The organism is Enterobacter sp. BIDMC109 (assembly GCF_001037885.1).
GTDB classification, from domain to species: domain Bacteria; phylum Pseudomonadota; class Gammaproteobacteria; order Enterobacterales; family Enterobacteriaceae; genus Enterobacter; species Enterobacter hormaechei_C.
Map to the genome: position 1 here is coordinate 1,641,957 of NZ_KQ090002.1, position 20,204 is coordinate 1,662,160.

The 20,204-nt window shown below is 53.9% G+C and carries 34 protein-coding genes, 1 tRNA gene and 1 pseudogene; all 36 read left to right on the forward strand.

The features are described from left to right. The first annotated feature begins 73 nt into the window (after positions 1-73). The 36 genes and pseudogenes from SK62_RS23040 to SK62_RS07905 all read left to right on the forward strand — a co-directional run bounded on the left by SK62_RS23040 (position 74) and on the right by SK62_RS07905 (position 20,204). The gene (locus SK62_RS23040) at positions 74-220 is read left to right on the forward strand and encodes a hypothetical protein (protein ID WP_164724265.1); all 147 of its coding nucleotides are present in this window, start codon (positions 74-76) and stop codon (positions 218-220) included. Further along, on the forward strand, positions 213-1,112 hold the full coding sequence (locus SK62_RS07740) for a hypothetical protein (RefSeq protein WP_023294192.1): 900 nt from the start codon (positions 213-215) through the stop codon (positions 1,110-1,112). Before SK62_RS23040 ends, SK62_RS07740 begins: the two co-directional genes overlap by 8 nt. Beyond that, positions 1,102-2,535, forward strand: coding sequence for a DnaB-like helicase C-terminal domain-containing protein (locus tag SK62_RS07745; protein WP_048249403.1), 1,434 nt, complete (start codon positions 1,102-1,104; stop codon positions 2,533-2,535). Before SK62_RS07740 ends, SK62_RS07745 begins: the two co-directional genes overlap by 11 nt. Continuing rightward, positions 2,535-2,879 (forward strand): winged helix-turn-helix domain-containing protein, encoded by a 345-nt coding sequence (locus SK62_RS07750; protein WP_048249406.1) that lies wholly within the window; start codon positions 2,535-2,537, stop codon positions 2,877-2,879. The genes SK62_RS07745 and SK62_RS07750 overlap by 1 nt, the downstream gene beginning before the upstream one ends. Further along, complete coding sequence (locus SK62_RS07755) at positions 2,876-3,172, forward strand: DUF4406 domain-containing protein (RefSeq protein WP_023303592.1); 297 nt, start codon at positions 2,876-2,878, stop codon at positions 3,170-3,172. Before SK62_RS07750 ends, SK62_RS07755 begins: the two co-directional genes overlap by 4 nt. Continuing rightward, positions 3,169-3,501: a hypothetical protein gene (locus tag SK62_RS07760; RefSeq protein ID WP_232959141.1), complete on the forward strand. Its 333-nt coding sequence runs from the start codon at positions 3,169-3,171 to the stop codon at positions 3,499-3,501. Before SK62_RS07755 ends, SK62_RS07760 begins: the two co-directional genes overlap by 4 nt. A gap of 109 nt (positions 3,502-3,610) precedes the next feature. Next, positions 3,611-4,000: pseudogene (locus tag SK62_RS22150) on the forward strand (ead/Ea22-like family protein); the annotation flags it as partial. Positions 4,001-4,017: 17 nt separating this feature from the next. Beyond that, positions 4,018-4,776 (forward strand): hypothetical protein, encoded by a 759-nt coding sequence (locus tag SK62_RS23150; protein WP_053071409.1) that lies wholly within the window; start codon positions 4,018-4,020, stop codon positions 4,774-4,776. After that, the gene (locus tag SK62_RS23155) at positions 4,769-5,095 is read left to right on the forward strand and encodes a hypothetical protein (protein ID WP_237425830.1); all 327 of its coding nucleotides are present in this window, start codon (positions 4,769-4,771) and stop codon (positions 5,093-5,095) included. The genes SK62_RS23150 and SK62_RS23155 overlap by 8 nt, the downstream gene beginning before the upstream one ends. Positions 5,096-5,132: 37 nt before the next feature. Next, positions 5,133-5,372 (forward strand): DUF2767 family protein, encoded by a 240-nt coding sequence (locus SK62_RS07780; protein ID WP_048249901.1) that lies wholly within the window; start codon positions 5,133-5,135, stop codon positions 5,370-5,372. A 234-nt stretch (positions 5,373-5,606) separates the two neighbouring features. Beyond that, entirely contained in the window at positions 5,607-6,056 is a 450-nt protein-coding gene (locus SK62_RS07785) for a recombination protein NinB (RefSeq protein ID WP_048249408.1), read from the forward strand. Next, positions 6,049-6,219 carry a NinE family protein gene (locus tag SK62_RS07790; protein WP_048249410.1) on the forward strand — a complete coding sequence of 57 codons (171 nt, stop codon included), beginning with the start codon at positions 6,049-6,051 and terminating at the stop codon, positions 6,217-6,219. The genes SK62_RS07785 and SK62_RS07790 overlap by 8 nt, the downstream gene beginning before the upstream one ends. Beyond that, positions 6,212-6,853, forward strand: coding sequence for a recombination protein NinG (locus SK62_RS07795; RefSeq protein ID WP_048249412.1), 642 nt, complete (start codon positions 6,212-6,214; stop codon positions 6,851-6,853). Before SK62_RS07790 ends, SK62_RS07795 begins: the two co-directional genes overlap by 8 nt. Further along, positions 6,850-7,032, forward strand: a complete 183-nt coding sequence (locus tag SK62_RS07800) for a hypothetical protein (protein WP_048249414.1) — start codon at positions 6,850-6,852, stop codon at positions 7,030-7,032. The genes SK62_RS07795 and SK62_RS07800 overlap by 4 nt, the downstream gene beginning before the upstream one ends. Next, a complete protein-coding gene (locus SK62_RS23160; RefSeq protein WP_131663530.1) occupies positions 7,029-7,145 on the forward strand; it encodes a hypothetical protein in 117 nt (38 codons plus the stop codon). Before SK62_RS07800 ends, SK62_RS23160 begins: the two co-directional genes overlap by 4 nt. Then, a complete protein-coding gene (locus tag SK62_RS07805; RefSeq protein ID WP_048249416.1) occupies positions 7,145-7,645 on the forward strand; it encodes an antiterminator Q family protein in 501 nt (166 codons plus the stop codon). The genes SK62_RS23160 and SK62_RS07805 overlap by 1 nt, the downstream gene beginning before the upstream one ends. Before the next feature lie 89 nt (positions 7,646-7,734). Further along, positions 7,735-7,810: transfer RNA gene (locus tag SK62_RS07810), tRNA-Arg, on the forward strand. Positions 7,811-8,282: 472 nt separating this feature from the next. After that, positions 8,283-8,684 carry a putative holin gene (locus SK62_RS07815; RefSeq protein ID WP_001514183.1) on the forward strand — a complete coding sequence of 134 codons (402 nt, stop codon included), beginning with the start codon at positions 8,283-8,285 and terminating at the stop codon, positions 8,682-8,684. After that, positions 8,681-8,956: a phage holin family protein gene (locus SK62_RS07820; protein WP_001514184.1), complete on the forward strand. Its 276-nt coding sequence runs from the start codon at positions 8,681-8,683 to the stop codon at positions 8,954-8,956. The genes SK62_RS07815 and SK62_RS07820 overlap by 4 nt, the downstream gene beginning before the upstream one ends. A gap of 2 nt (positions 8,957-8,958) precedes the next feature. Beyond that, positions 8,959-9,501, forward strand: a complete 543-nt coding sequence (locus SK62_RS07825) for a glycoside hydrolase family 108 protein (protein WP_048249418.1) — start codon at positions 8,959-8,961, stop codon at positions 9,499-9,501. Beyond that, positions 9,498-9,776 carry a hypothetical protein gene (locus tag SK62_RS07830; RefSeq protein ID WP_048249420.1) on the forward strand — a complete coding sequence of 93 codons (279 nt, stop codon included), beginning with the start codon at positions 9,498-9,500 and terminating at the stop codon, positions 9,774-9,776. Before SK62_RS07825 ends, SK62_RS07830 begins: the two co-directional genes overlap by 4 nt. Then, positions 9,727-9,921: a hypothetical protein gene (locus tag SK62_RS07835; protein ID WP_048249422.1), complete on the forward strand. Its 195-nt coding sequence runs from the start codon at positions 9,727-9,729 to the stop codon at positions 9,919-9,921. Before SK62_RS07830 ends, SK62_RS07835 begins: the two co-directional genes overlap by 50 nt. A 286-nt stretch (positions 9,922-10,207) precedes the next feature. Further along, complete coding sequence (locus SK62_RS07840; protein ID WP_048249425.1) at positions 10,208-10,639, forward strand: hypothetical protein; 432 nt, start codon at positions 10,208-10,210, stop codon at positions 10,637-10,639. Between the two features lie 148 nt (positions 10,640-10,787). Then, positions 10,788-10,991: a hypothetical protein gene (locus SK62_RS07845; RefSeq protein ID WP_048249426.1), complete on the forward strand. Its 204-nt coding sequence runs from the start codon at positions 10,788-10,790 to the stop codon at positions 10,989-10,991. 3 nt (positions 10,992-10,994) lie between these two features. After that, positions 10,995-11,645, forward strand: coding sequence for a hypothetical protein (locus SK62_RS07850; protein WP_048249429.1), 651 nt, complete (start codon positions 10,995-10,997; stop codon positions 11,643-11,645). After that, complete coding sequence (locus tag SK62_RS07855) at positions 11,642-13,204, forward strand: terminase (protein ID WP_048249430.1); 1,563 nt, start codon at positions 11,642-11,644, stop codon at positions 13,202-13,204. Before SK62_RS07850 ends, SK62_RS07855 begins: the two co-directional genes overlap by 4 nt. A gap of 28 nt (positions 13,205-13,232) precedes the next feature. Beyond that, positions 13,233-14,690: a DUF1073 domain-containing protein gene (locus SK62_RS07860; RefSeq protein ID WP_033486697.1), complete on the forward strand. Its 1,458-nt coding sequence runs from the start codon at positions 13,233-13,235 to the stop codon at positions 14,688-14,690. Beyond that, positions 14,617-15,624, forward strand: coding sequence for a phage minor head protein (locus SK62_RS07865; protein WP_075261938.1), 1,008 nt, complete (start codon positions 14,617-14,619; stop codon positions 15,622-15,624). The genes SK62_RS07860 and SK62_RS07865 overlap by 74 nt, the downstream gene beginning before the upstream one ends. A 39-nt stretch (positions 15,625-15,663) precedes the next feature. Further along, entirely contained in the window at positions 15,664-15,936 is a 273-nt protein-coding gene (locus tag SK62_RS07870) for a hypothetical protein (RefSeq protein ID WP_048249434.1), read from the forward strand. Between the two features lie 59 nt (positions 15,937-15,995). Then, the gene (locus SK62_RS07875; protein ID WP_048249437.1) at positions 15,996-17,384 is read left to right on the forward strand and encodes a DUF2213 domain-containing protein; all 1,389 of its coding nucleotides are present in this window, start codon (positions 15,996-15,998) and stop codon (positions 17,382-17,384) included. Between the two features lie 3 nt (positions 17,385-17,387). After that, a complete protein-coding gene (locus SK62_RS07880; protein WP_032104751.1) occupies positions 17,388-17,816 on the forward strand; it encodes a hypothetical protein in 429 nt (142 codons plus the stop codon). An 11-nt stretch (positions 17,817-17,827) separates the two neighbouring features. Next, a complete protein-coding gene (locus SK62_RS07885; protein ID WP_048249438.1) occupies positions 17,828-18,922 on the forward strand; it encodes a major capsid protein in 1,095 nt (364 codons plus the stop codon). Between the two features lie 10 nt (positions 18,923-18,932). Further along, positions 18,933-19,298: a hypothetical protein gene (locus tag SK62_RS07890; RefSeq protein ID WP_048249440.1), complete on the forward strand. Its 366-nt coding sequence runs from the start codon at positions 18,933-18,935 to the stop codon at positions 19,296-19,298. 2 nt (positions 19,299-19,300) lie between these two features. Beyond that, positions 19,301-19,681, forward strand: a complete 381-nt coding sequence (locus SK62_RS07895; protein WP_048249442.1) for a DUF7370 family protein — start codon at positions 19,301-19,303, stop codon at positions 19,679-19,681. Beyond that, positions 19,681-19,854, forward strand: a complete 174-nt coding sequence (locus SK62_RS07900; protein ID WP_048249444.1) for a hypothetical protein — start codon at positions 19,681-19,683, stop codon at positions 19,852-19,854. The genes SK62_RS07895 and SK62_RS07900 overlap by 1 nt, the downstream gene beginning before the upstream one ends. Beyond that, entirely contained in the window at positions 19,854-20,204 is a 351-nt protein-coding gene (locus SK62_RS07905; RefSeq protein WP_048249445.1) for a hypothetical protein, read from the forward strand. The genes SK62_RS07900 and SK62_RS07905 overlap by 1 nt, the downstream gene beginning before the upstream one ends.

The following is a 20,204-nucleotide window of genomic DNA, read 5'->3' on the forward strand; positions in this document are numbered from 1 at the left end:
AATGGCGAAAGCCGGTCTGCGCGAACAGAGCCGACTTTCTGGTGCAAAAACGAGAGTAGTTGCAGGAGGAATAATGGCAAAAAATCCACGCTATTACCATACCGCTGTACATAAAAACATAACCCGCGACCGCTTCATCCGCTCGGTTAACCCGATTGTGGCAGAGAAGATGCGCGCCATCCTGGAAGAACTGAAACGTAAGGAGAATGGCCGTGGGTAACGTATCCAATTTAGCCGAAGCCAGAGAGGCCAGAAGGCTCCAGAAACCGCGCACGAATGACGGTAAGGGGTTTGCCTTGCTGCACCGTAAAATTATGGATGTGCCGTTCTATAAGGACGCTGAGGCGGCTCATTTATGGGTTCACCTGCTCCTGCGCGCTAATCACGAACAGACACTGGTATCGACTGATGTCGGCGATGTGATCTGCGAACGCGGAGAGTTCATTACCGGGCGAAACACGCTGGCAATGGAAACGGGTTTGACCGCTGATCGCGTTAAATCACTGCTCCGTAAATTCCAGAATCTGGGCATGATCACCACCAAATCAAACAACCGTTTTACTGTTCTAAAAGTGGTCAAATATGACGAATATCAGTCAAATTTTTGTCCAGCCGATGTCCAGCCGGTGTCCAGCCCAAACGCAGTCGTACCAATGCCTGTGGAGGTGGAGTGTCCAGCCGATGTCCAGCCAGTGTCCACAGATAACAATATATTAAATAACTTACTACCTAACGGTAGTAAGTATGTCGCAAATGACCAGAAACCCGCTGAAGAGAAAAAGTCCCGTTTGTCATGCGATGAAGTATGGCAATGCCTGAAAGACGAACTGCCTGAAGCCCGGGGATGGAGATGCCTCACTGATGAGCGACGCAATCTAATCCGCACCTTCTGGGGTAAGGCTAACAAGATTGCCCGCAACCTGGACGGCAAGCCGATGGATATGGACGGTTTCAGAAGCTATCTGCGCTACATCGCTCAGAACTGCCGCTGGATGCTTGAAGACCGACCAGACCAGAAATCCGGGAAGACCTGGCGCCGCATGAAATTCGATAAGTTCCTGACCGAAAAGCTCTACATCGAAGTGCGCGAGGGGGATCGTGATGACCGCTGATTTCATGGCTGTACCACAAAACCTCGAAGCAGAGCAGAGCGTTATCGGTGGCCTGCTGCTGGATGATGACAACAGCGAGCGAGTCCAGAAGGTTCTGGCGATGCTCAAGCCTGAGTCGTTCTACAGCCGACCTCACCAGCTGATCTTTGCCGAGATGCGCCAGATGTTCCGCGACAACAAGCCAGTCGATGGTCTGACATTGTTCGACGCGCTTGAAGGCAAAGGGCTCGCGGAGCAGGTAGGTGGCTTTGCTTACCTGGCGGAGATAGCCAAGAACACTCCCAGCGCTGCAAACATCGTGGCATACGCTGCGTCAGTCCGGGAAGCCGCAATGGAGCGCTACGGTATCAGCCGCCTGACCGAAGCTACTGAGCTGCTGTATTCCCGTAACGGCATGAGCGCTACGCAGAAGTACGAGGCCATTCAGGGTATTTTCACCCAGCTCGCAGACCATTCAAAAACCGGTAGTCGCCGTGGGTTGAGATCGTTTGGCGAGGTTATGGATGACTGGGTAGCAGATCTGGAGAAACGCTTTGACCCTTCAGGCGAACAGCGCGGCATGAGTACCGGTATCCCGTCACTCGACCGACTGCTGGCGCCGAAAGGTCTGGTTAAAGGCTCTCTGTTCGTGATTGGCGCAAGGCCAAAGATGGGCAAGACAACCCTGTACGGGCAGATGGCGATCAACTGCGCGGTTCGTGAGAAAAAGCCAGCGCTGATGTTCAGCCTGGAAATGCCAGGCGACCAGATCCTCGAAAAACTGGTTGGTCAGAAGTCTGGAGTTAACCCGAGCATTTTTTACATGCCAGCCACGGATGACGCCGATGACCAGTACCAGGGCGATTACGACGGCGACTTTAAGAAGGCGATCGCCACCGCCGGGCGATTGAGTGAAATCGACATGCTGTACATCGACGATACTCCTGGCCTGTCACTGGCGCACATCGTTAGCGAAAGCCGCCGAATCAAGCGCGAGAAGGGCTGCGTAGGAATGATTCTGGTTGACTACCTGACTCTGATGACCGCCGAAAAAGCCGACCGTAATGACCTGGCCTACGGGATGATCACCAAAGGTCTGAAGAATCTCGCCAAAGAGCTTGGCTGCGTCGTCGTGCTGCTGACCCAGCTCAACCGCGAACTGGAGAAGCGAGTGAATAAACGCCCGTTGCCGAGTGATTCCCGCGACACAGGGCAGATTGAGCAGGACTGCGACTACTGGGTTGGTATCCACCGGGAAGGTGCTTTCGATGACAGCGTGCCGCCGGGAGAAACCGAGTTAATCCTGCGACTCAACCGCCACGGCAGTGCCGGAACGGTTTATTGCAATCAGAACAACGGGGCAATTTACGACACAGATCAGCAGGCCGCCGCCGCAGAACGCCGCGGGCGTGAGCAGCAGCCGAAAAAGAAAGGGGGATTCTGATGACCATAACCATTCGTGGGCAGATTCTTGCAGCCCTGCGTAATAACCCGGGCCTGAACAGTGCTCGTATTGCCAGCATGATCGGCATGACCACCAAAAAGATTTCCGGCCCGTTAAGTACGTTGTTTGCAGACGGCCTGATCGAGTTCGAAGGTAAGCACGGCCAGCGGCTGTATCGTCTGACCAGCTACGGCATGAAATACGCACCGGAAACCATACCGGCCATGCCGAAGGGAAATTCGAAGCTGGTGCAGCGTACAGAGGCAAACGTGATCTGCCAGGAGTGCCGCAACAGCGCGGCTATGAAGCGAGTATTGATGGTTTGGGGGAGGGAAGGGGTATGAAAATTTACATCGCAGGACCAATGACGGGTTACGAAAACTACAACCGTCCGATGTTTAACGCAGTAGCACAGCAGATGTTATCAGGTGGTCATGTGGCATTAAATCCGGCCACGCTCCCGGATGGTTTATCTCAGCGTGAGTATATGGACATCTGCCTGGCGATGCTTCGCTGCGCCGACGCCATTCACATGCTGCATGGGTGGCAAGAGTCGGAAGGTGCCGTCGCTGAGCATGCCATGGCTAAAAAGCTGGGAATTAAAATTTCTTACCAATTTGAAGGAGCTGCCGCATGAAACCAACATACGAAGAGCTGGAAGCAAAATGCGCGGCACTGGCTGCGGAGAATGCGCTTCTGAAAAAATCGGAGCCAGCACCATTCAGTAAGCTGATGATGGAGGCGCTTGATGTTTATCAGGCGGGCGCTGATGAAGTGCCGGAGTTGGCAATGCTGAGCGCATATAAAAAATTGCGAGATGGGCTAAAAACCCCAGCGACCGACGCTTTCCTGGCTGAAGTGCGGGCGCAGGGTGTAGAGATGCTCACCAAAGAGATGCATGCAGATATCAGCGGTGATGATGCACGCGAGTTCGCCGACAATCTTCGCAAAGGAGTGCAGTCATGATTACAGGAACCTCTCATTACGACGAAGTCCAGGTGGTGCCATGCACAATCTGCGGCGGTTACTACAAGGCTGATGAGCCAGAAATACACGTCTGCGAGGAGGCCGCCCAATGAGCAACATCGACAAACGCGCATTACGAGAAGCTGCGGAAAAGGCTACGAAAGGTCAGTGGGCTGTTGAGTTCGACGATGAGGTTTACTCCACTGATGGCGTGAACAATGAGCAAATAGCCATGGTGTTCAGTGAAAACGAAGTGCGTGACGCTGCGTTCATCGCCGCCGCTAACCCCGCCACCGTGCTGGCGCTGCTGGATGAGCTGGAAGCCAAAGACCGTCGCATCGAAGAAGAGATTGCCCGAGCTAACCGCGAGCATCACCGTGGTTTCATGATGGCGTGCGGGCATCTTAAAGAGCATTCAAACGTTCATTATGCTGATGCTGCCGAGATGGAGATAGCAGCCCTTCGCAATCGCATCAATGAGTTGGAGTCCGCCGCAGCCGGTAAAGGAGGTGCATCATGATCACCTTCACCAAAGAACAGCTTATCGCTTCTGCGCACGCGCGTATTGAGTTTGCAGAGATGATGCTGGCTGGAGAGTTAGAGCCCCTCAAAGAGCGCACATGGTCAATTGAACTGGAGCTGGCGCGTATCGCGCTGGCATCACTCGAAGCGGATAGTAAGTTAAGCAACTTCATCGCTACTCAGGAATCTCTGGGTGTCGCTTTTGAGAGGGTACTGGCTGAGAATATCGAAGAACTTTACGTTCCCAGCAAATCAACCCCGCCAGCGCTGGTATCTGATTCGCTTCTGTCTGAGCTTTTAGCGATAGCGAAGAAGGCGGCTGATGCAGCAGACGAATGCGCACATGCGGAGTGGAGCGATGACTCCATGGAGCATTCAACTGCAATAGCTGATTGGGAACGCCGCGCCTCCATGCTTCAGGGTGACGAACCTGTAACGACGGCTTACAAGTTGCCGGATGAGTTCGACTTCGATCGCTTCAACGATGTCGTATGGCTGGAGGCTGTGGCAAGCAATCCGCACATGCATTCACCAACAACATCGACTATCGCTATGGTGGCGCTGGAGCTGAACAGGAAATTAGCCGATGGCAACTCTCCGGTGATTCCGGATGGTTGGGTGATTCTTCCTGCTGAGCCAACCCAGGCAATGATGAATGCGTGGCTTTCAGAGGTCGCCAACTGGCACGGACATGCAGCAGGATACAGGGCCATGATTGCAGCAGCGCCGCAGCAGGAGGCTAAAAATGTCTAATTTGAAGCCAGGGAATGTTTATGTCGAAATATCTCACAATCAGGCTGGAGGCCTTTCCCTCTGCGTAAGCAACGATGATGGCGGGTGCCGAATCTCCGGTGCCAAGGTTGGCGGATGCGAAACTCTGAAGTGCTTTGAGGTTAATGCGGAGGAGCTAATCGCGCAGATTCGTGAGCACGCGAAAAAGGCAACTGGAGAGCCTGAGCATAACGACGAAATCGCTATTCAGGCAGGTATTGACCCAGCCTTAGCTGATGCTTACATGCAAGGATATCACGACGCTGAAGCGCGGAGAGCTGAGCGGCAGGATGCTAACTGATGTGATATAAAACCCCTTCATGGTGGAGGGGTTGCTTATGTCAGAATATGCGAAGCTGTCAGAAGACTTGTATCGGGAAGCGTGTCGCATTGTTGGCGAGTGCTGTCTGATGCTTGCCAGCAATGATGCGGAAACAAACAGAGACCAGCTGGTTCACGAATTAAAACGACTTCACTGGGAAATCATGAAGCAAACAGACGAATCCAATCTGCCTATTTTGCTTGCCATCGAAAGACTTACTACCAGCGAGGACTGGAAGAAGCCATATCTTGGATGATGCCTGCTCCATTCGAGCATAACAATCAGGCCTCTTCGGAGGCCTTTCTCTTCAGTTGATTTTGTTGAATCAACCGTCCATACTTTCTTTGCTGATGGCCTGAACACCCATTGGTGACTTCTGCGCATTTAAGGGGACTTAAATGCGACCACAATCTGAACTCCTCACCTTGTCACAGATGCAGAAATGCACCTGCGATTTTCTGCATTCTGCGTTACCTCTCGGAGGTGGCGCATGAAACAGCACTACTGCATCGTCAACGACACCGTTAAAGAGAACCTCATTGCGTACATTCGCACCCTGCCGGTAAACCCTCGCGCGCCGATGGTGGTCGAGGCCCGGGAAGAGACCCGCACCGATAAGCAGAATCGTTTGATGTGGCCGCTACTGAAAGACCTGTCTGACCAGGTTGTCTGGCACGGCGAAAAGCTGACCCGCGAAGAATGGAAGGACCTAATCACCGTTCTCGTAAACCAGACTCAGGATCAGGAACAGAAATCCGCGCCGGGCATCAACGGCGGCCGCGTTTATTTCGGCGTCCGCACATCCAAATCCAGCAAACGCTACATGGTCGACGTGATCGAGGCGATTTACTGGTTCGGAACCGACCGCGGCGTGAAGTTCTCCGAGGTATCCAGTAAGCGCATTGCCTGGGCGCAAGAGTGGAGGGTTTCCCGTGGGTAATCCTCTCGCACGCGTCATCACAAATCACATCTTCAACGTTCCGGCGCGCCGCAAGCGTAAGGCCGCGGTTAAGCCGTCGGATATTCCGACTCTGAAAGGCTACACCGCCCGCCTGGTGGATCAGAAATGGCTGCGTCTCGCGGCACGGAGGAATCATGCGTAAACCATCCCGCCGTAAATGCAAAGTATGCGGTGAATACTTCGAGCCGAAATTCCACGACATCCGGATCCGCTGGTGCAGTCCGGAGCACGGCACAATCCTCGCGATGGAAGAACGCGAGAAGGAGAAGGTGAAAGCCGCCGCTAAGCGAATCAAGGAGCAGAAAGATGCAGAGAAGGCCGGGCGCAAACGCCGCAAGGAACGCCTGGCAGAGCTACGGCCTGCCGGGTACTACAAGGCGCAGGCTCAGCAGGCATTCAACGCCTACATCCGTGCGCGTGATGCTGGTTTTCCGTGCATCAGCTGCGGCGAGGCCAACCCGCCTGATCTGCACGGCGGCCAATGGGACTGCGGTCACTTCAAAACGGTCGGCGCCAACCCTGAGCTGCGCTTTGAAGAACGCAACGCCCATAAGCAGTGCAAATCGTGTAATGCCGGGGCTGGGAAGTATACCGCCAAGGAGGCCGCTGTCGCGCAGCACTACGAAGCGGGCCTGGTCGCTCGTTATGGGCAGGATTACGTCGACTGGCTCAACGGTCCCCACGAAATGACCAACTACCGCCGTGAAGATTTCATTCGGATCCGCGATGAATACCGCGCCAAGCTCAAAGCACTGAAACAGCGGGAGGGCGCATGAAACTTGAGTCTTTATTTCTGCTGGCCTTTTACCTCATTCCGCTGATCGCGATGGGCATTATCAGTCATATCAATTACAAAAAATGTCGCATTCAGTTCTCAGCAATCAGCAAAGGTATTCGGTTTCAAAGAAAGTACCAAATGCTGAAAAGCCTTCACCCGGGCCGGGAGGACTTATGAATTTTTCAGAACTTCTCCGGTACCAGGCAGAAAGCGTTAAGCGCGCCAACCTGCCGCCAGTAGCAAAGCACAGCCAGACCAAAACCAACCAGCCTCAGAAGGAAGCCGCATAATGAAACTGGAATTAACCAACGACCAGCATCAATGGGTAGACCAGTGGCTCCAGTTGTGGGGCGCATGGTGCCAGACCGGCAAGATTGATAAAGCGATGATCAACATGATTGCCAGATTCATGGCTAACGTCGAGCCCCAGCAAGCATCACGGCCGGTATGTAGTGATGATGACGGGATGCTCATTGATGCTGTCATTCGCCACTACCTGAAGAATGTGGATGAAAATGCCTGGCGGGTTATCTTCGCCTACTACGTCTGCAACTCCAGCGAGATCCGAATTGCATCATGGCAGCATGCAGTAAGTAAGCCTCGCCTTATGAAGACGCGTGGCGGCAATCAGTACAAACACCCAAGCATCTCGACAGTCCGTAGAGAGGTGAAGCAAATCATCAATGCTTCATTGTTCTGTTTATACCAACCGCTTCAAAATGCGTTTAACAATCGCGAAAATGTGAGGAAAATTGCAAAAAAGCCTCACAACACGCTTGCTTTTCAATGAACAAATGAGCAGAATAAATCGTATATGTTGCCGTTGTTGTGTGTGACATGAATGAATGCCAAGCCTCGCCATTGTGCGGGGCTTTTTATTTGCCTGTAGCTCAGAGGAAAGAGCAACCGCCTTCTAAGCGGTTGGTCGCTGGTTCGAATCCGGCCAGGCGAGCCATCTGCAAAACAAGTCGTCATCGCGGCGGCTTTATCTTGCATCAGGTGCATAACTGAATTCGCGAATACGTTATGCCGTCCGCTCCACGAAACGGAGTGCACAACAGGAAAGAGCATTGGCGTGAAGGGCTCATAACCCAACCCACGCAGCAGCATGGAGTTGGCGCGAAGTGCTCAGTGCTCTGTCCGTTGTGGTGAATGCGCAGGCTGATGCGCAAGGGCAAGAATCTTTCGCTGGATTCGGTGTGGCCACGCAGCCCGCTGTAGGCAGTCGCAGCAAGCCGGAGATCAGCGCCGGCCACCACAAACCAAACCCACTACCTGGGACCTTCGGCCAGAGAGCCGACATTGCCTTACCCTCACATTGCCAGCCTGTCGCTGGCTTTTTTATTTTCAGGTCCCGGGAAACATCCTCGACACGCCTACTTGTTAAATCGTCCCGAGGGCCTGAACCAACTACACACGGAATAAATATGTCTGAGACCTTCACTATCGTAGGCGTTGGTCTTACATCGTCATCAGTCGGTGTAACCTTTGCCACGCTGTTTCCGGAGGCGACTCCAGCAGTGATGCTCGGATCACTCGCCGGAACGGCGCTATACGTTCTGACCTCAGATCCCCATCAACTCTGGAAGCAGGCTATCTTTGCGCTGATATCGTTTATCAGTGGTGTGTTCTTCTCCGTACCCATGGCGAAAATCATGGCCGGAATCATCAACACGCCGTTAAGCCTGATGAAGCCACCGGCCAGCATTGAGGTATCGCCAGCTGTCGGTGCAATTGTCACTGCTTCCATTTCCGTGGCAGTCCTGCTGCGTATTCTCCGCAAATCCAAAAGCGGGAAGATGCCGGGGCTGGGGGAGGAAGATAAATGACATGGCAGCTTCTTCTGATGGATGCAAACGCCATAGTTTGCCTGTTAATCATGGTCAGGCTGATGTTTTTCCGGAAGGAGGGAAAGCGTCATCGCCTGAGTGTCGCGGTGCTGGCCTATCTGGTCATTCTTGCCGCCGGATTCAACGCCTTCAACATTCTACTCGGCCACTACGTACAGGTTAACCTCGGAGATCTGCTGCTTAACTCCGTCATCTGCATGGCGGTGTGGCTGGCACGCGGGAACCTGGCGAAGGTCGTCATTACGGAATAGCCATGACTAAAGACGATATCTTTAACACCATCCTCGGCAAAGAGGGCGGTTATGTTGATCACCCGAATGATAAGGGCGGACCAACGAACTGGGGAATTACTCAGGCAACTGCCCGCGCGCATGGTTATACCGGTGATATGCAAAACCTTACACGTGAGCAGGCTCTGGCGATCCTTGAGTCTGATTACTGGTATGGCCCTCGCTTTGACCAGGTGGCAGAAGTATCCCCTTCCATTGCCGCCGAACTTTGCGATACCGGTGTGAACATGGGTCCATCGGTGCAGGTTAAATGGTTCCAGCGCTGGCTGAACGTTTTCAATAACCAGCAGCAGTTCTATCCGGATCTGATCGCCGACGGGCAAATCGGCCCACGTAGCATCAGCGCGCTAAAGTCCTTCCTGGAGAAACGAGGCGGCGAAGGGGAAATCGTATTGCTTCGCGCACTGAACTGTAGCCAGGGCCAGCGTTATCTTGAGCTGGCAGAACAGCGGCCAGCTAACGAGTCATTTGTTTATGGCTGGATGCGCGAGCGGGTGAGCCTATGACGACACTCAAATCTGTACTGGCGGCAATCGGAGTTACGATCCTGATGGTGCTTGGTGCGTTTGGTGTGGGCCGTTTGCGCGGACGTGAACAGGCTGAAGTAAAAGCAGACCGGCAGCGCACAGAAGAAAAGGCCGCAGCCATTGAGTCAGCAGCCGAACGCCGGGTAGAAGCAACGAAAGAGGCCAGCAATGTACAGCAGAATGTTAACCGCATGCCTGATGACGATGTTGATCGCGAGCTGCGTGACACGTGGAAGCGTCCCGGTGGCGGTTGATACAGCCTGTGACTGGGTAAAGCCAATCTACCTTACTGATCACGACATTGATGTTCTTGACCGCCAGACGAAGCGCGACATCCTCGCGCATAACAAAGCGTGGCAGGCGAACTGCCAGAAAACAAAAGGATCGGGGGCAAAGTGACGAAAACCAACCAGTGCAGTGAAGGTTTCGACAACCCATCCAAGTTCCGCGAGGAATGGGATAAGCAGACCAAGGGGAAATAGAGCCTCATCCATGAGGTTCTGACACAGTCTCTCCTCTGGACTTTAACCGTAGCAAATTCTCACAGCCTCGCATCCGCGGGGCTTTTTTATGCGCATCGCAGCGCATTGCCAACCGAGAGCCTATAGGAAGCGAGCCTGAGATAAATCGTTATCTCTCGGGGCGGCTTATCTATGCGAACAGGCTCGCAACTTATAGGTGAATTATGAAGAAGTTGATGACTACTGCTTTTGTATTCGTTCTGGTCTGGGGGCTGTTTGGCCTGCTGGTCTACGCTACGTTACAGGGCGACCATTCACTGATGAGCATCGTCGTGGCGGCATACTGGGCGATCATCGCTCTTGCATGCTTCATTTCGCCTCTGTTCCTTGTGGCTGTATTCATGGCCGGGAAAGAGAGTGACCCCATGGAACGTGCCAAGCTGTTAATCCCTCTGAAGGACTATTACAAGCGCAAGGGCGCGATCAGAAAGTTCATTGGACTTGTGACTATGGCGGCCATCTTCGTAATGCTGTCTTACTCCGGATGGGTATTCACATCGCTGTTTTACATCCTGGCATGTTGCTTTGTAACGCTGCTTAATTCGGTCGGCAGAGACAAGTTCGAAGAACTGACAGGGCACATTGTTAAGTTGTGATTCATTACAGAAGCTCTTCACTGAGGGGCTTCGATAATGATCTGTGTAACCCCGCAAGGATGGTGATCACATCTTGCTGACGGGTAAGCCGTAAGTGGCTAAGCACTTCTGAGAAGCAGGGCAACAGCTGCAACACGTGGAGAACGAAATGGCTACCGTTTACAGAATCACAATCACCAAAAAATCCAAAGAGTCTTTTACGGGGCTCATGACCCGCAGCCAGCCTGAGATCGTCAATGGCTATGTCGCTCTGGCAATGGATAACGGCAAATGGCGCTACTTCAGCCAGGACAGCATTGATGACTTCCTGTTTGAGCCTGTAGAGCAGCCAGCAGAACAAATAACGGAGTAACGAATGAGCAAACCGGACTGGGAGGCCATCGAGACGGCGTACCGGGCCGGAGTGATGTCCCTACGAGAAATAGCGTCACAGCACGGTATCAGCGAAGGCGCTATCCGTAAGCGTGCCAAGCGTGACGACTGGTCGCGTGACCTCAATGCGAAGATTCAGCAAAAGGCTGACGATCTGGTACGCAAACAGGAGGTACGCAAACAGGTACGCAACGAAAGCACTTTGACCGAGCGCGTACTGATAGAGGCGACTGCCGAGGTAATTGCCACGGTACGCATGGAGCACAGGGGTGACATTCGCCGGGCTCGAGAACTGACCAACACGCTATTCGATGAACTTGGTGCGCAGTGCGCAGATGTAAGCGCGCTCGAGCAACTGGGCGACATCATGTTTGACCCCGACGATAAAGGGCGGGACCGGCTCAATGAAATTTATCAGAAAGTGATCAGCCTGCCTTCCCGCGTTAAATCAATGAAAGACCTGAGCGACAGCTTGAAGACGCTGATTGGTCTCGAGCGTGAGGCGTACAGCATCGAGAATAAGGCTGAAACGAAAGAGGTCACCCATAACGTCATGCTGGTGCCAACCAGTGACAACGTGGATGACTGGGAGGCGGCAGCGCAGAAACAACAGGACGGGGTGCTCGGTGGATGAATTACAAAGCTGTATGGAAGCCACTGCCTGGATCTCAGTCCCTGGCGCTGAGCTGCCCGTGTAATGAGATCCTGTTCGAAGGCACTCGCGGCCCGGGCAAGACTGCTGCGCAGTTAGCCAGATTCCGGCGTAATGTCGGCGTGGGCTATGGCTCGTTCTGGCGCGGCGTCATCTTCGACACCGAATATAAGAACCTTGCCGACATCATCACTCAGTCGAAGCGTATGTTTCGCCTGTTCAACGACGGTGCACGCTATCTGTCATCTGCAAGCGAATTGCGATGGGTGTGGCCCACTGGCGAGGAGCTTCTCTTCCGCTTCGGCAAAGAGGCGGACGACTACTGGGATTTCCACGGGCAGGAATTCCCTTTCATTGGCTTTAACGAGCTGACGAAACAGCAGTCACCTGAATTCTACGAAATGATGTTCTCCTGCCGACGTTCATCGTTCAGGCCTGAAAACTACCCGCTGGAGAATGGGAAGTTGCTGAGGCCGATCCCGCTGGAGACGTTCAGCACGACCAACCCGTTCGGCATAGGGCATACCTGGGTAAAGAAACGCTTCATTGAGCCAGCACCGCGCGGAACCGTACAGCGCGACCGGCAAATGGTTTTCAACCCTCAGACAGAACGAGAAGAGGAAATCACGCTGACCCGCGTGGCCATCCACGGATCGTTCAAAGAGAACCCGTACCTTGACCCACAGTACATCGCTACCCTGATGGCCATCAAAGACCCGAACCGGCGCAAAGCGTGGGTAGAGGGATCATGGGATGTGACCAGTGGCGGGCGATTCGACCACCTATGGAATGAGTCGCTGCACGTCATTAAGCCGTTCCTCATACCGGATAGCTGGACCGTCGACAGATCCCATGACTGGGGTGAGTCGAAGCCGTTCTCTAATCTCTGGTGGGCGCAGGCTGATGGCACTGCCGCCGAGCTGCCTGATGGTCGGCAGTTCTGCCCGCCGGCAGGGACGTTAATCCTGATCGGAGAATGGTATGGCTGCCCGCCCGATGAGCTGAACAAAGGCCTGAATATGTCATCCACCAACGTCGCGAAAGGCGTGGCGTGGATTGACAAGCGGCTGGTGGGCGAAGATGTCGACGAGCCGGAAGAGATACAGATCGACGGAGTCACGCAGGGCCAGCTAAACATTGTTCCAGGAATATGCTCGGAAGTTATTCCGGGCCCGGCTGACAGCGCCATTTTCAATACTGGTGACGATGAGTTATCGATCGGTCAGAAAATGGAAAATCAGGGTGTCGAATGGCTTGAGGCCAATAAGAAGCCTGGCTCGCGAGTAAACGGGGCCTCGGTATTCGCTGACATGCTTGAGGCTGTAGTTGAAGGTAAGAAGCTGGAATCTGGCATCCCTGAGAAGCCTGCCTTTTACGTTTTCGAGCATTGTCGTGGCTGGATTAGCCGCATACCCGTGCTGGTTCGCGACAGCAAAAACCCGGACGACGTAGATACCCAGCAGGAAGACCACGACTGGGATGCAACCCGTTACCGCGTGCTGCACTCTCCTCGCCGTTCAGGGGCGATATTCTTCACATAAGGACAACTCAGTGAGTAACGATACAGAAATGCAAGTCCTCGCTGGGCTGATTGTGAATAGCCTCAACGAGGTATCGCGATCTCGACAGCTTTATGCGGCCGGCTTCAATAAATCAGGCAACACCAAGCGACATCATCTGTGGTGTGAATTTGGCTATCCTGAGCGCCTCGACTTTGACCACTTCTACAACATGTATGAGCGTAATGGAGCCGCGTTCGGCGCTGTTCATAAGCTACTGGATGCATGTTGGTCTGATAATCCTGTAATCGTGGATGGTGACGAGACGAAGAAGTCCAAAAAATCGACGCCATGGGAAAAGAAAGTCACCAAGCTCATGAAGAAATACTGGGCGAAGGTGAAGGACGCGGATAGACGTAACCTTGTCGGTCACTACTCAGCTCTCATTCTTCAGTTTGCCGATAGCCGTAATTGGGATGAGCCAGTTAATCGTGAAGTGATGCGTAACTCACGCGAACGCGGCTTAGTGAAGATGATTCCTGCATGGGAGTCGCAGGTTAAGCCGGGTGAATTAGAGCAGGATCAGAAGTCCCCTGATTACGCCATGCCGAAGTTTTATTATTTCCAGGAACAACCCGTGGGGGACAACGGCAGTATTGTTGGTCCCATGCGCTCCATCAAAATTCATCCTGAGCGCATCATCATTTTCTGCGAGGGCTCAGAAGATGAATCCTCACTGGCTGGAATCCCTTTCTTGCGTGCAGGCTATAACGACCTGCTGGATATGGCTAAAACCTCCGGCGGCAGCGCTGAGGGGTTCCTGAAAAACGCCAGCAGGCAGCTCGGCATTAACATGTCGAAAGACACCAAGATTGACAAAATCATGGAGGATGCCAAGAAAGCTGGTTATTCAGGGCTGGCTGAGGCTTTAAACGCTGCTATCCAGAAACTTAACTCTGGTACAGATTCGGCCCTGGTGACGCAGGACGGAGAGGCTAAAGTGCTTTCCGTTGCCGCTGCCGATCCGAGTCCAACGTGGACAGTGTCAGCTAACCAGTTTTCATCTTCAGTTCAGATGCCATTCACCATCTTGTTTGGTCAGCAGACGGGAAGGCTTGCTTCAGATCAGGACAAAAACGACTTTGCCAAGCGCTGTAATGGTCGCCGCAACGGGTTCCAGACTGACCGGGCAAGTGCAGTTATAGAACGGCTTTGGACTGTGGAGGTTATCGAGCCACCTAAATCTGGCGAAATCACGTTAACCTGGTCCGATCTACTCGCTCCAAGTGAGAAAGAGAAGATTGCCAACATGAAGGAAATGGCTGCGGTGGCGAAGGATACCCAGCAAGCCTACGGCACACCGGCTGTTGATGAGAACGAGGTCAGGGAAGCGGGAGAACTTGAGCCGCGTGAAGATGTTAAGCCGCCTGACCCCAAAAAAAAGGTAACGACCGATGATCCTCTTTCCGATGACACCGGAGCAAAAGACGAAAGTCGGGACACCGGTAGTTCCGCGCAGCAAGGTTGACCCGACCCGATCGGCAAGGCAGGTAACCGCGATGTTCCGGGATATCGAGGAGCGATATCTCGGCATCAAGCGCGCGCTGAAAGTTCTGTTTGACCAGCGCCTTACTGGGCGAGAGCGAGAGGTAAACAGCCATAACTGGCGCTTCCTGTGCCACGACCATGGCGAGGATATGCGGCTCTACCAGGTCAACGCTGGCAAGTTCATCTACGACATGTCAGCACAGGAACTGGCTGATCTGCTGGAAGCGGTGCAAGGCATTCTCGACGATTACCTGCTGGAAGGCGGCGAGCAAAACCTCTGGGCGATGAATTACGTCGTTGCAGAAGCGCAGCGTGGCACACTGGAGGCATTCAACAACCTCTCGCAGCAGTCTCAGGTGTACGCCAGCCAGACGACGCTAGAGCAGCTTTTAAGCAGCCCCGGTTATCTGAACCAGATTTCTGTGGCCAGGCTGACAACGTACAGCGACTGGAAGGTCATCAGCGATACAGCCCGTGGTGACCTGACCAGCATCATCACCGATGCGGTAGCGCGCGGTGTGAATCCTCGCGAGACAGCCAGCGTCATCAGCAAGCGTCTCGATGTGTCGATGTCGAAGGCCAAAACCATCGCTCAGTCTGAGCAGGTCGGCGCGCTTCGGCAGGCGCAATGGAACGAAACGGACTGGGCCGCTGACAGGTTAGGTCTGAATACCGGCCTTCTGTGGCTGTCAGCGCTAAAACCAACGACGCGCACCTGGCACGCCAGCCGTCACGGCAAGGTCTACACCACGGAAGAGGTGCGGGACTTCTACGCCGAGAATGGTAACCGGTACAACTGCTATTGCAGCCAGATACCGGTGCTGCTTAACGACGACGGCAGCATTTTCAATGAAGGTCTGGCAGACAAGCTGAAGAAAGAGCGGAAGCAATGGACCACTAAGGAGGCTGCGTGATGTATATTTATTCGCAGTTTTCTCATTGAGGATATCGCGATGGTAGTTGCTCCAGTGTCCGGCATGAAAGTTAAGTGGCGCAGCGTCTACTGGCCGATTGGCGAGTGGGTAAATGAAGAGGGTGATATTGTAGAAATCACTAAAAACTTCAGAGCGAAAAGCGACGATGGTGAAATCTTGGTTGTCATGAATAATGAAACATCCGGTGGTGGACATGGTGAGCCTGCTATTACATCACCAACGCCATCATTCATTCATGCTGACACGTTAGATTCGCTGCCACATCCGCCAGGTTTTATTGAAATCAAATAAATTACAGGTCGCTATGGCGGCCTTTTTTATTGCCTGAAATCCACCAATGAGGACCCAGCATGAAACGCAATCGCGTTAACGTGCTGACCGTCGTCAACTCCGCTTCAAACATCACCACTGAAACCATCGACGGCAAGCCACATATCGTGGTTCGCGGCATCACGCCTGTCGTGGACGATATCGTGATGAACCGGAAGTTGTACCCGGCAGCAGAAATCGAAAAGGCCTACAACACGCTCGAGCGTAACCCGATGCCGCTGGGCCACCCGAAAGTGGACGGCAAGCATGTGTCGGCGCGAGATGTCCGGGCGGTGAACGAGTACCACGTCGGGGCCTGGTTACAGAACGTCAGCCACAAAGACGGCAAAGTGACGGGCGACATGTACGTTAACCGCCATTACGCCGAGTCGAGCGAGAAGGGTAAGCGGCTGATTAACCGCCTGGATGAGATGCTGGCCGGCACCAACTCCGACCCGATCCACATCTCCACCGGCCTGCTGTATTCCGGCATAGCAGCCAACGGCGAGTCGAAGGGGAAAAAGTACAACGAAATCGCCACAAACATGATGTTTGACCATGTGGCTGTGCTGCTTGATGAGCCAGGTGCCGGAACGCCGGAGGAGGGCGTTGGCATCTTTGTTAACTCAGAAGGTGATGAGCAGCAGATCGAAGTTGCCCGCCTGGCTGACGGAATCGACTGCACCCGCGATGGCCTGATCAACAAAACCAAATTCTTCTTTACCAATGCCTCCAACTTTTCCTTCGACGACATCCAGCGCGCAATCAGTGAAAAGCTGCGAGAGGGTCGATCTGATGACAACTGGCTTTGGCCAGAGTCGGTATGGCCTGACACCTTCGTATATCGGGATGATTCCCGTTATTTCAAACAGAAGTACATCATCGACGATGACGGCAACGCCCAATTCGTCGGCGAACCTGTAGAAGTCGTGCGCAAACAACCTGAGTACGAGATTAAAACCAACGGAGAGAACGATCCGATGAAAGAGCTGATTATCAATGCGCTGCAAGCCGCTGGTAAGCCGACCGAAGGCAAGTCCGACGCCGAGCTGATGGACGCATACAACCAGATGAAGGCCGACGAAGCCGCCGCCAAGAAAAATGGCGACGAAGAAATCGACCCAGCAACCGGCAAGCCCAAGAAAAAAGAGCAGGCTACAAATAACGAAGAGATGCCAGCGTGGGCGAAAACACTAGCCGATCGCGTGGACGTCGTTTTCAACAGCCTGAACGCGAACGCCGACAAAGAGAAAGGCGAAAAGCGCGGGGCTGTGAAACTGGCGATGAACATGAGCGATGAAGAAGTCGCAGATCTGGACGGCAAGGCGCTCGACGCTATGTACGCCAAGTGCCAGACCTCTTTCGGCCTGAACGGTGCATTCCGCAACCAGGCTACCAACACCCAATCAGTCAGCGAAATGCCGGAGTAAAAAATGGCTAAAGACGGAAAACACGTAATTCACGCCGGTGGCGTATTCCCTAATCCGCTGCTCAACCGTGAAGGCCGCGCCACCGCGGTCAAGCCCGGCACCCTGGGCTTCTTCGATGCTGGCGTCTTCAAGGTGTCGGTAGATGGTAGCGAAACAGCGATTATCTATGTCGCTGACTTCGACTATCTGCGCTGCAAGACGGTAGATGACACGTTTGCTGTCGACGATCTGCTGGTGGGGATCCATCCACTGCCTGGCATGTTCCTGAACGTCCGCGCTGCCGCCGGTACCTACAAAAAAGGCGACGCTCTCTCAATCGTCAACGGCCAGGTGAAGAAATGGGCCACTGGCGAATCAGATCGCTGCTATTGCGACGAAGAGCGCTCAATCACCGCCGCTGCTGGCGACCTCATTCGCGTAGTGATTAAGTAAGGAGTCACTGAATGCTTGTTTATTCTAAATCGCTGGGCGAAAAGACCGGCAACCTGGCCGTGAACCAGTACCAGTTTGGTATGCTGACGCAGGAGCGTAATGCCGCTTTGAATCATCAGGGCATTAACGTAATGCAGGAAATGGCTGATCGCCTGAATGCAGTCAATCAGCTGAATGGCATCAACGCCGTTCGCTCCCCTGCTGACTTGTACAAGGCCTTTGACCAGACCGTGATGCGTCAATTTCAGCCGAACACTGAGTTCACTCTGTTCAACGACCTGATGCCGCTGTCTCGCTCGGTGCGCATCAACCAGACCGTGTACGAATATGCTAAGTCCGGCGGCCGCATGTGGGCTCACACCTCTATGTCAGGCCAGATCGGCGCGGCGTTGGATGCGGTGCAGTACCAGTACGACGGCACGATGGTTCCGGTGCACGATACCGGCTTCAAATTCCACTGGCGTGAGCCTCGCCTGAACAACCCGGATGCGTTCGACATCATCTCTGATGCTCAGTTCGAGTCCACCAACGAAGTCCGTCGCCAGTATGTGGATTACATCTACAACGGCTATCGTGACGCGGAAGGCAACTACATTAAGTTTGATGATAAGACCTGGAAAGGCCTGAAGAACGACGAACGTGTGGCTCTGGTTGATCTGGGTGCATCTGGTCTGAATATCGACTTTACCAGCGCCTCCGCCACGGCAGAGCAGATCCGCAATGCGGCGATTAAGCTTCGCGACACTCTCAAGCTGACCAACAATCAGTACGCAGAGCAGACCTGGTATGTGTCGAGCGCCATCATTTCAAACCTGGAGCGCTATTTCAGCGACAACTACCAGTCTGACACCATCCTGCAAGAGCTTCTGAAACTGTCCGGTATTGCCGCGATTAAAGAAGATGCTCAACTGACTGGTAACCAGATCCTGATTGTTCCGCTGACAGCTGGCGTGATTGCTCCAATTGTAGGTCAGGCGTTCGGCACCGTTGCCGACCCGCGTCCGTTCTACAACAGCGATTACATCTGGCGTACCTGGGGTGCTGCTGGCCTGATGGTTAAGACCGACATCAACAGCAAGAAATCTGTCATCTACGCATCGAGCTAAGGGGTAAGACATGGCACTGGTAGAAATCATAACAGACAATCTCTATGCCGGTGCCAACCTCCGAAAACTGGAGGTTGGTTCGGTGGTAGAGGTAGACGATGCAACGGCAAAACGTTGGATCGACACTGGCAAGGCAAAGGAGACCGACAAGAAGAAAGGCGAAAAGCTGACATTCGAAGTGTCCACCCCTTCCGCCAAAGCAGCGGACTTGAGTGGACTGCAAAAGCAACTTGCCGACGCACTGGAGCAGAACCAAAAGCTAATCGCCGATGGTGAAGCTAAAGACAAGGCTCATGCCGACGCACTGGCAGCAGAAACAAAACGCGCTGACGAAGCCGAAGCAGCATTGGCGGAAGCAATCAAGAAGGCGAAATAACCATGGCTGACCCAATCACAGCGGCAGACGTGCAGGCGTTCCTCGGTGAATTGGGTTACTCCATCCCGGGCGCGCTGCTGGATCCGATCCTCTGCGTGGTGAACAAGATTATCCCGTGCCTCGATGGTGCTGGCTATGACGACTGCACTGCGAAGCTGATCTTGATGTACGCCGCCGCGCTTATGGCTACGTCGTCCGGCGCGCGCCGCATCAAATCGCAGGGTGCGCCTTCTGGCGCGTCCCGTTCGTTTGAGTATGGCGACGACAGTATCACCTGGTTGCGCGACTCGCTGGCCCGGCTAGATACCAGCGGCTGCACCGGAGAGCTGCCGATCAGCGCCGGTAACAGTGTGGGCTTCTTCGCTGTGGTCGGAGGCTGCTGATGACGTACAAATCAGTTAAGCACGGGCTACCGCGTTCCTTCACTCGCGTATGGGTGATTACCGACACAGGGCGGGAGACTACCGGCTACGTGAAATCGGACGGCGAGTGGCATATCAACTGCGCGCGCATCCGGGCGACTGGCGCGAAGGTGCTGCGCTGGAAGGAGGGCTGATGTCATCGGTAGCGAACTGGAGCTATACCGCCACGGCGACCATCTGGCGCAAGCTGGAAGGTAATGACGAATACGGCGATCCGCGCGGCTATGCGGAACCTGAGCAAATCCTCTGCGATTACGAGGGCGGACTCAGCAAGAAGTTAGCCAGCCTGGGTGCTGAAATCGTCGTAAAGAATACGGTCTGGACGGAGTTCGCTCTGGCGGCCGCAGGTGATTATCTGCTGATTGGCGTTTCGACCGAGGCTGACCCGGTTGTGGCGGGCGCTGACGAGGTGAGGCAGGTTATTCGCTATGCTGACACGTTCGAGCGCCTGGCGGATGATTACGCCATCCTGACGGGAGTGTAG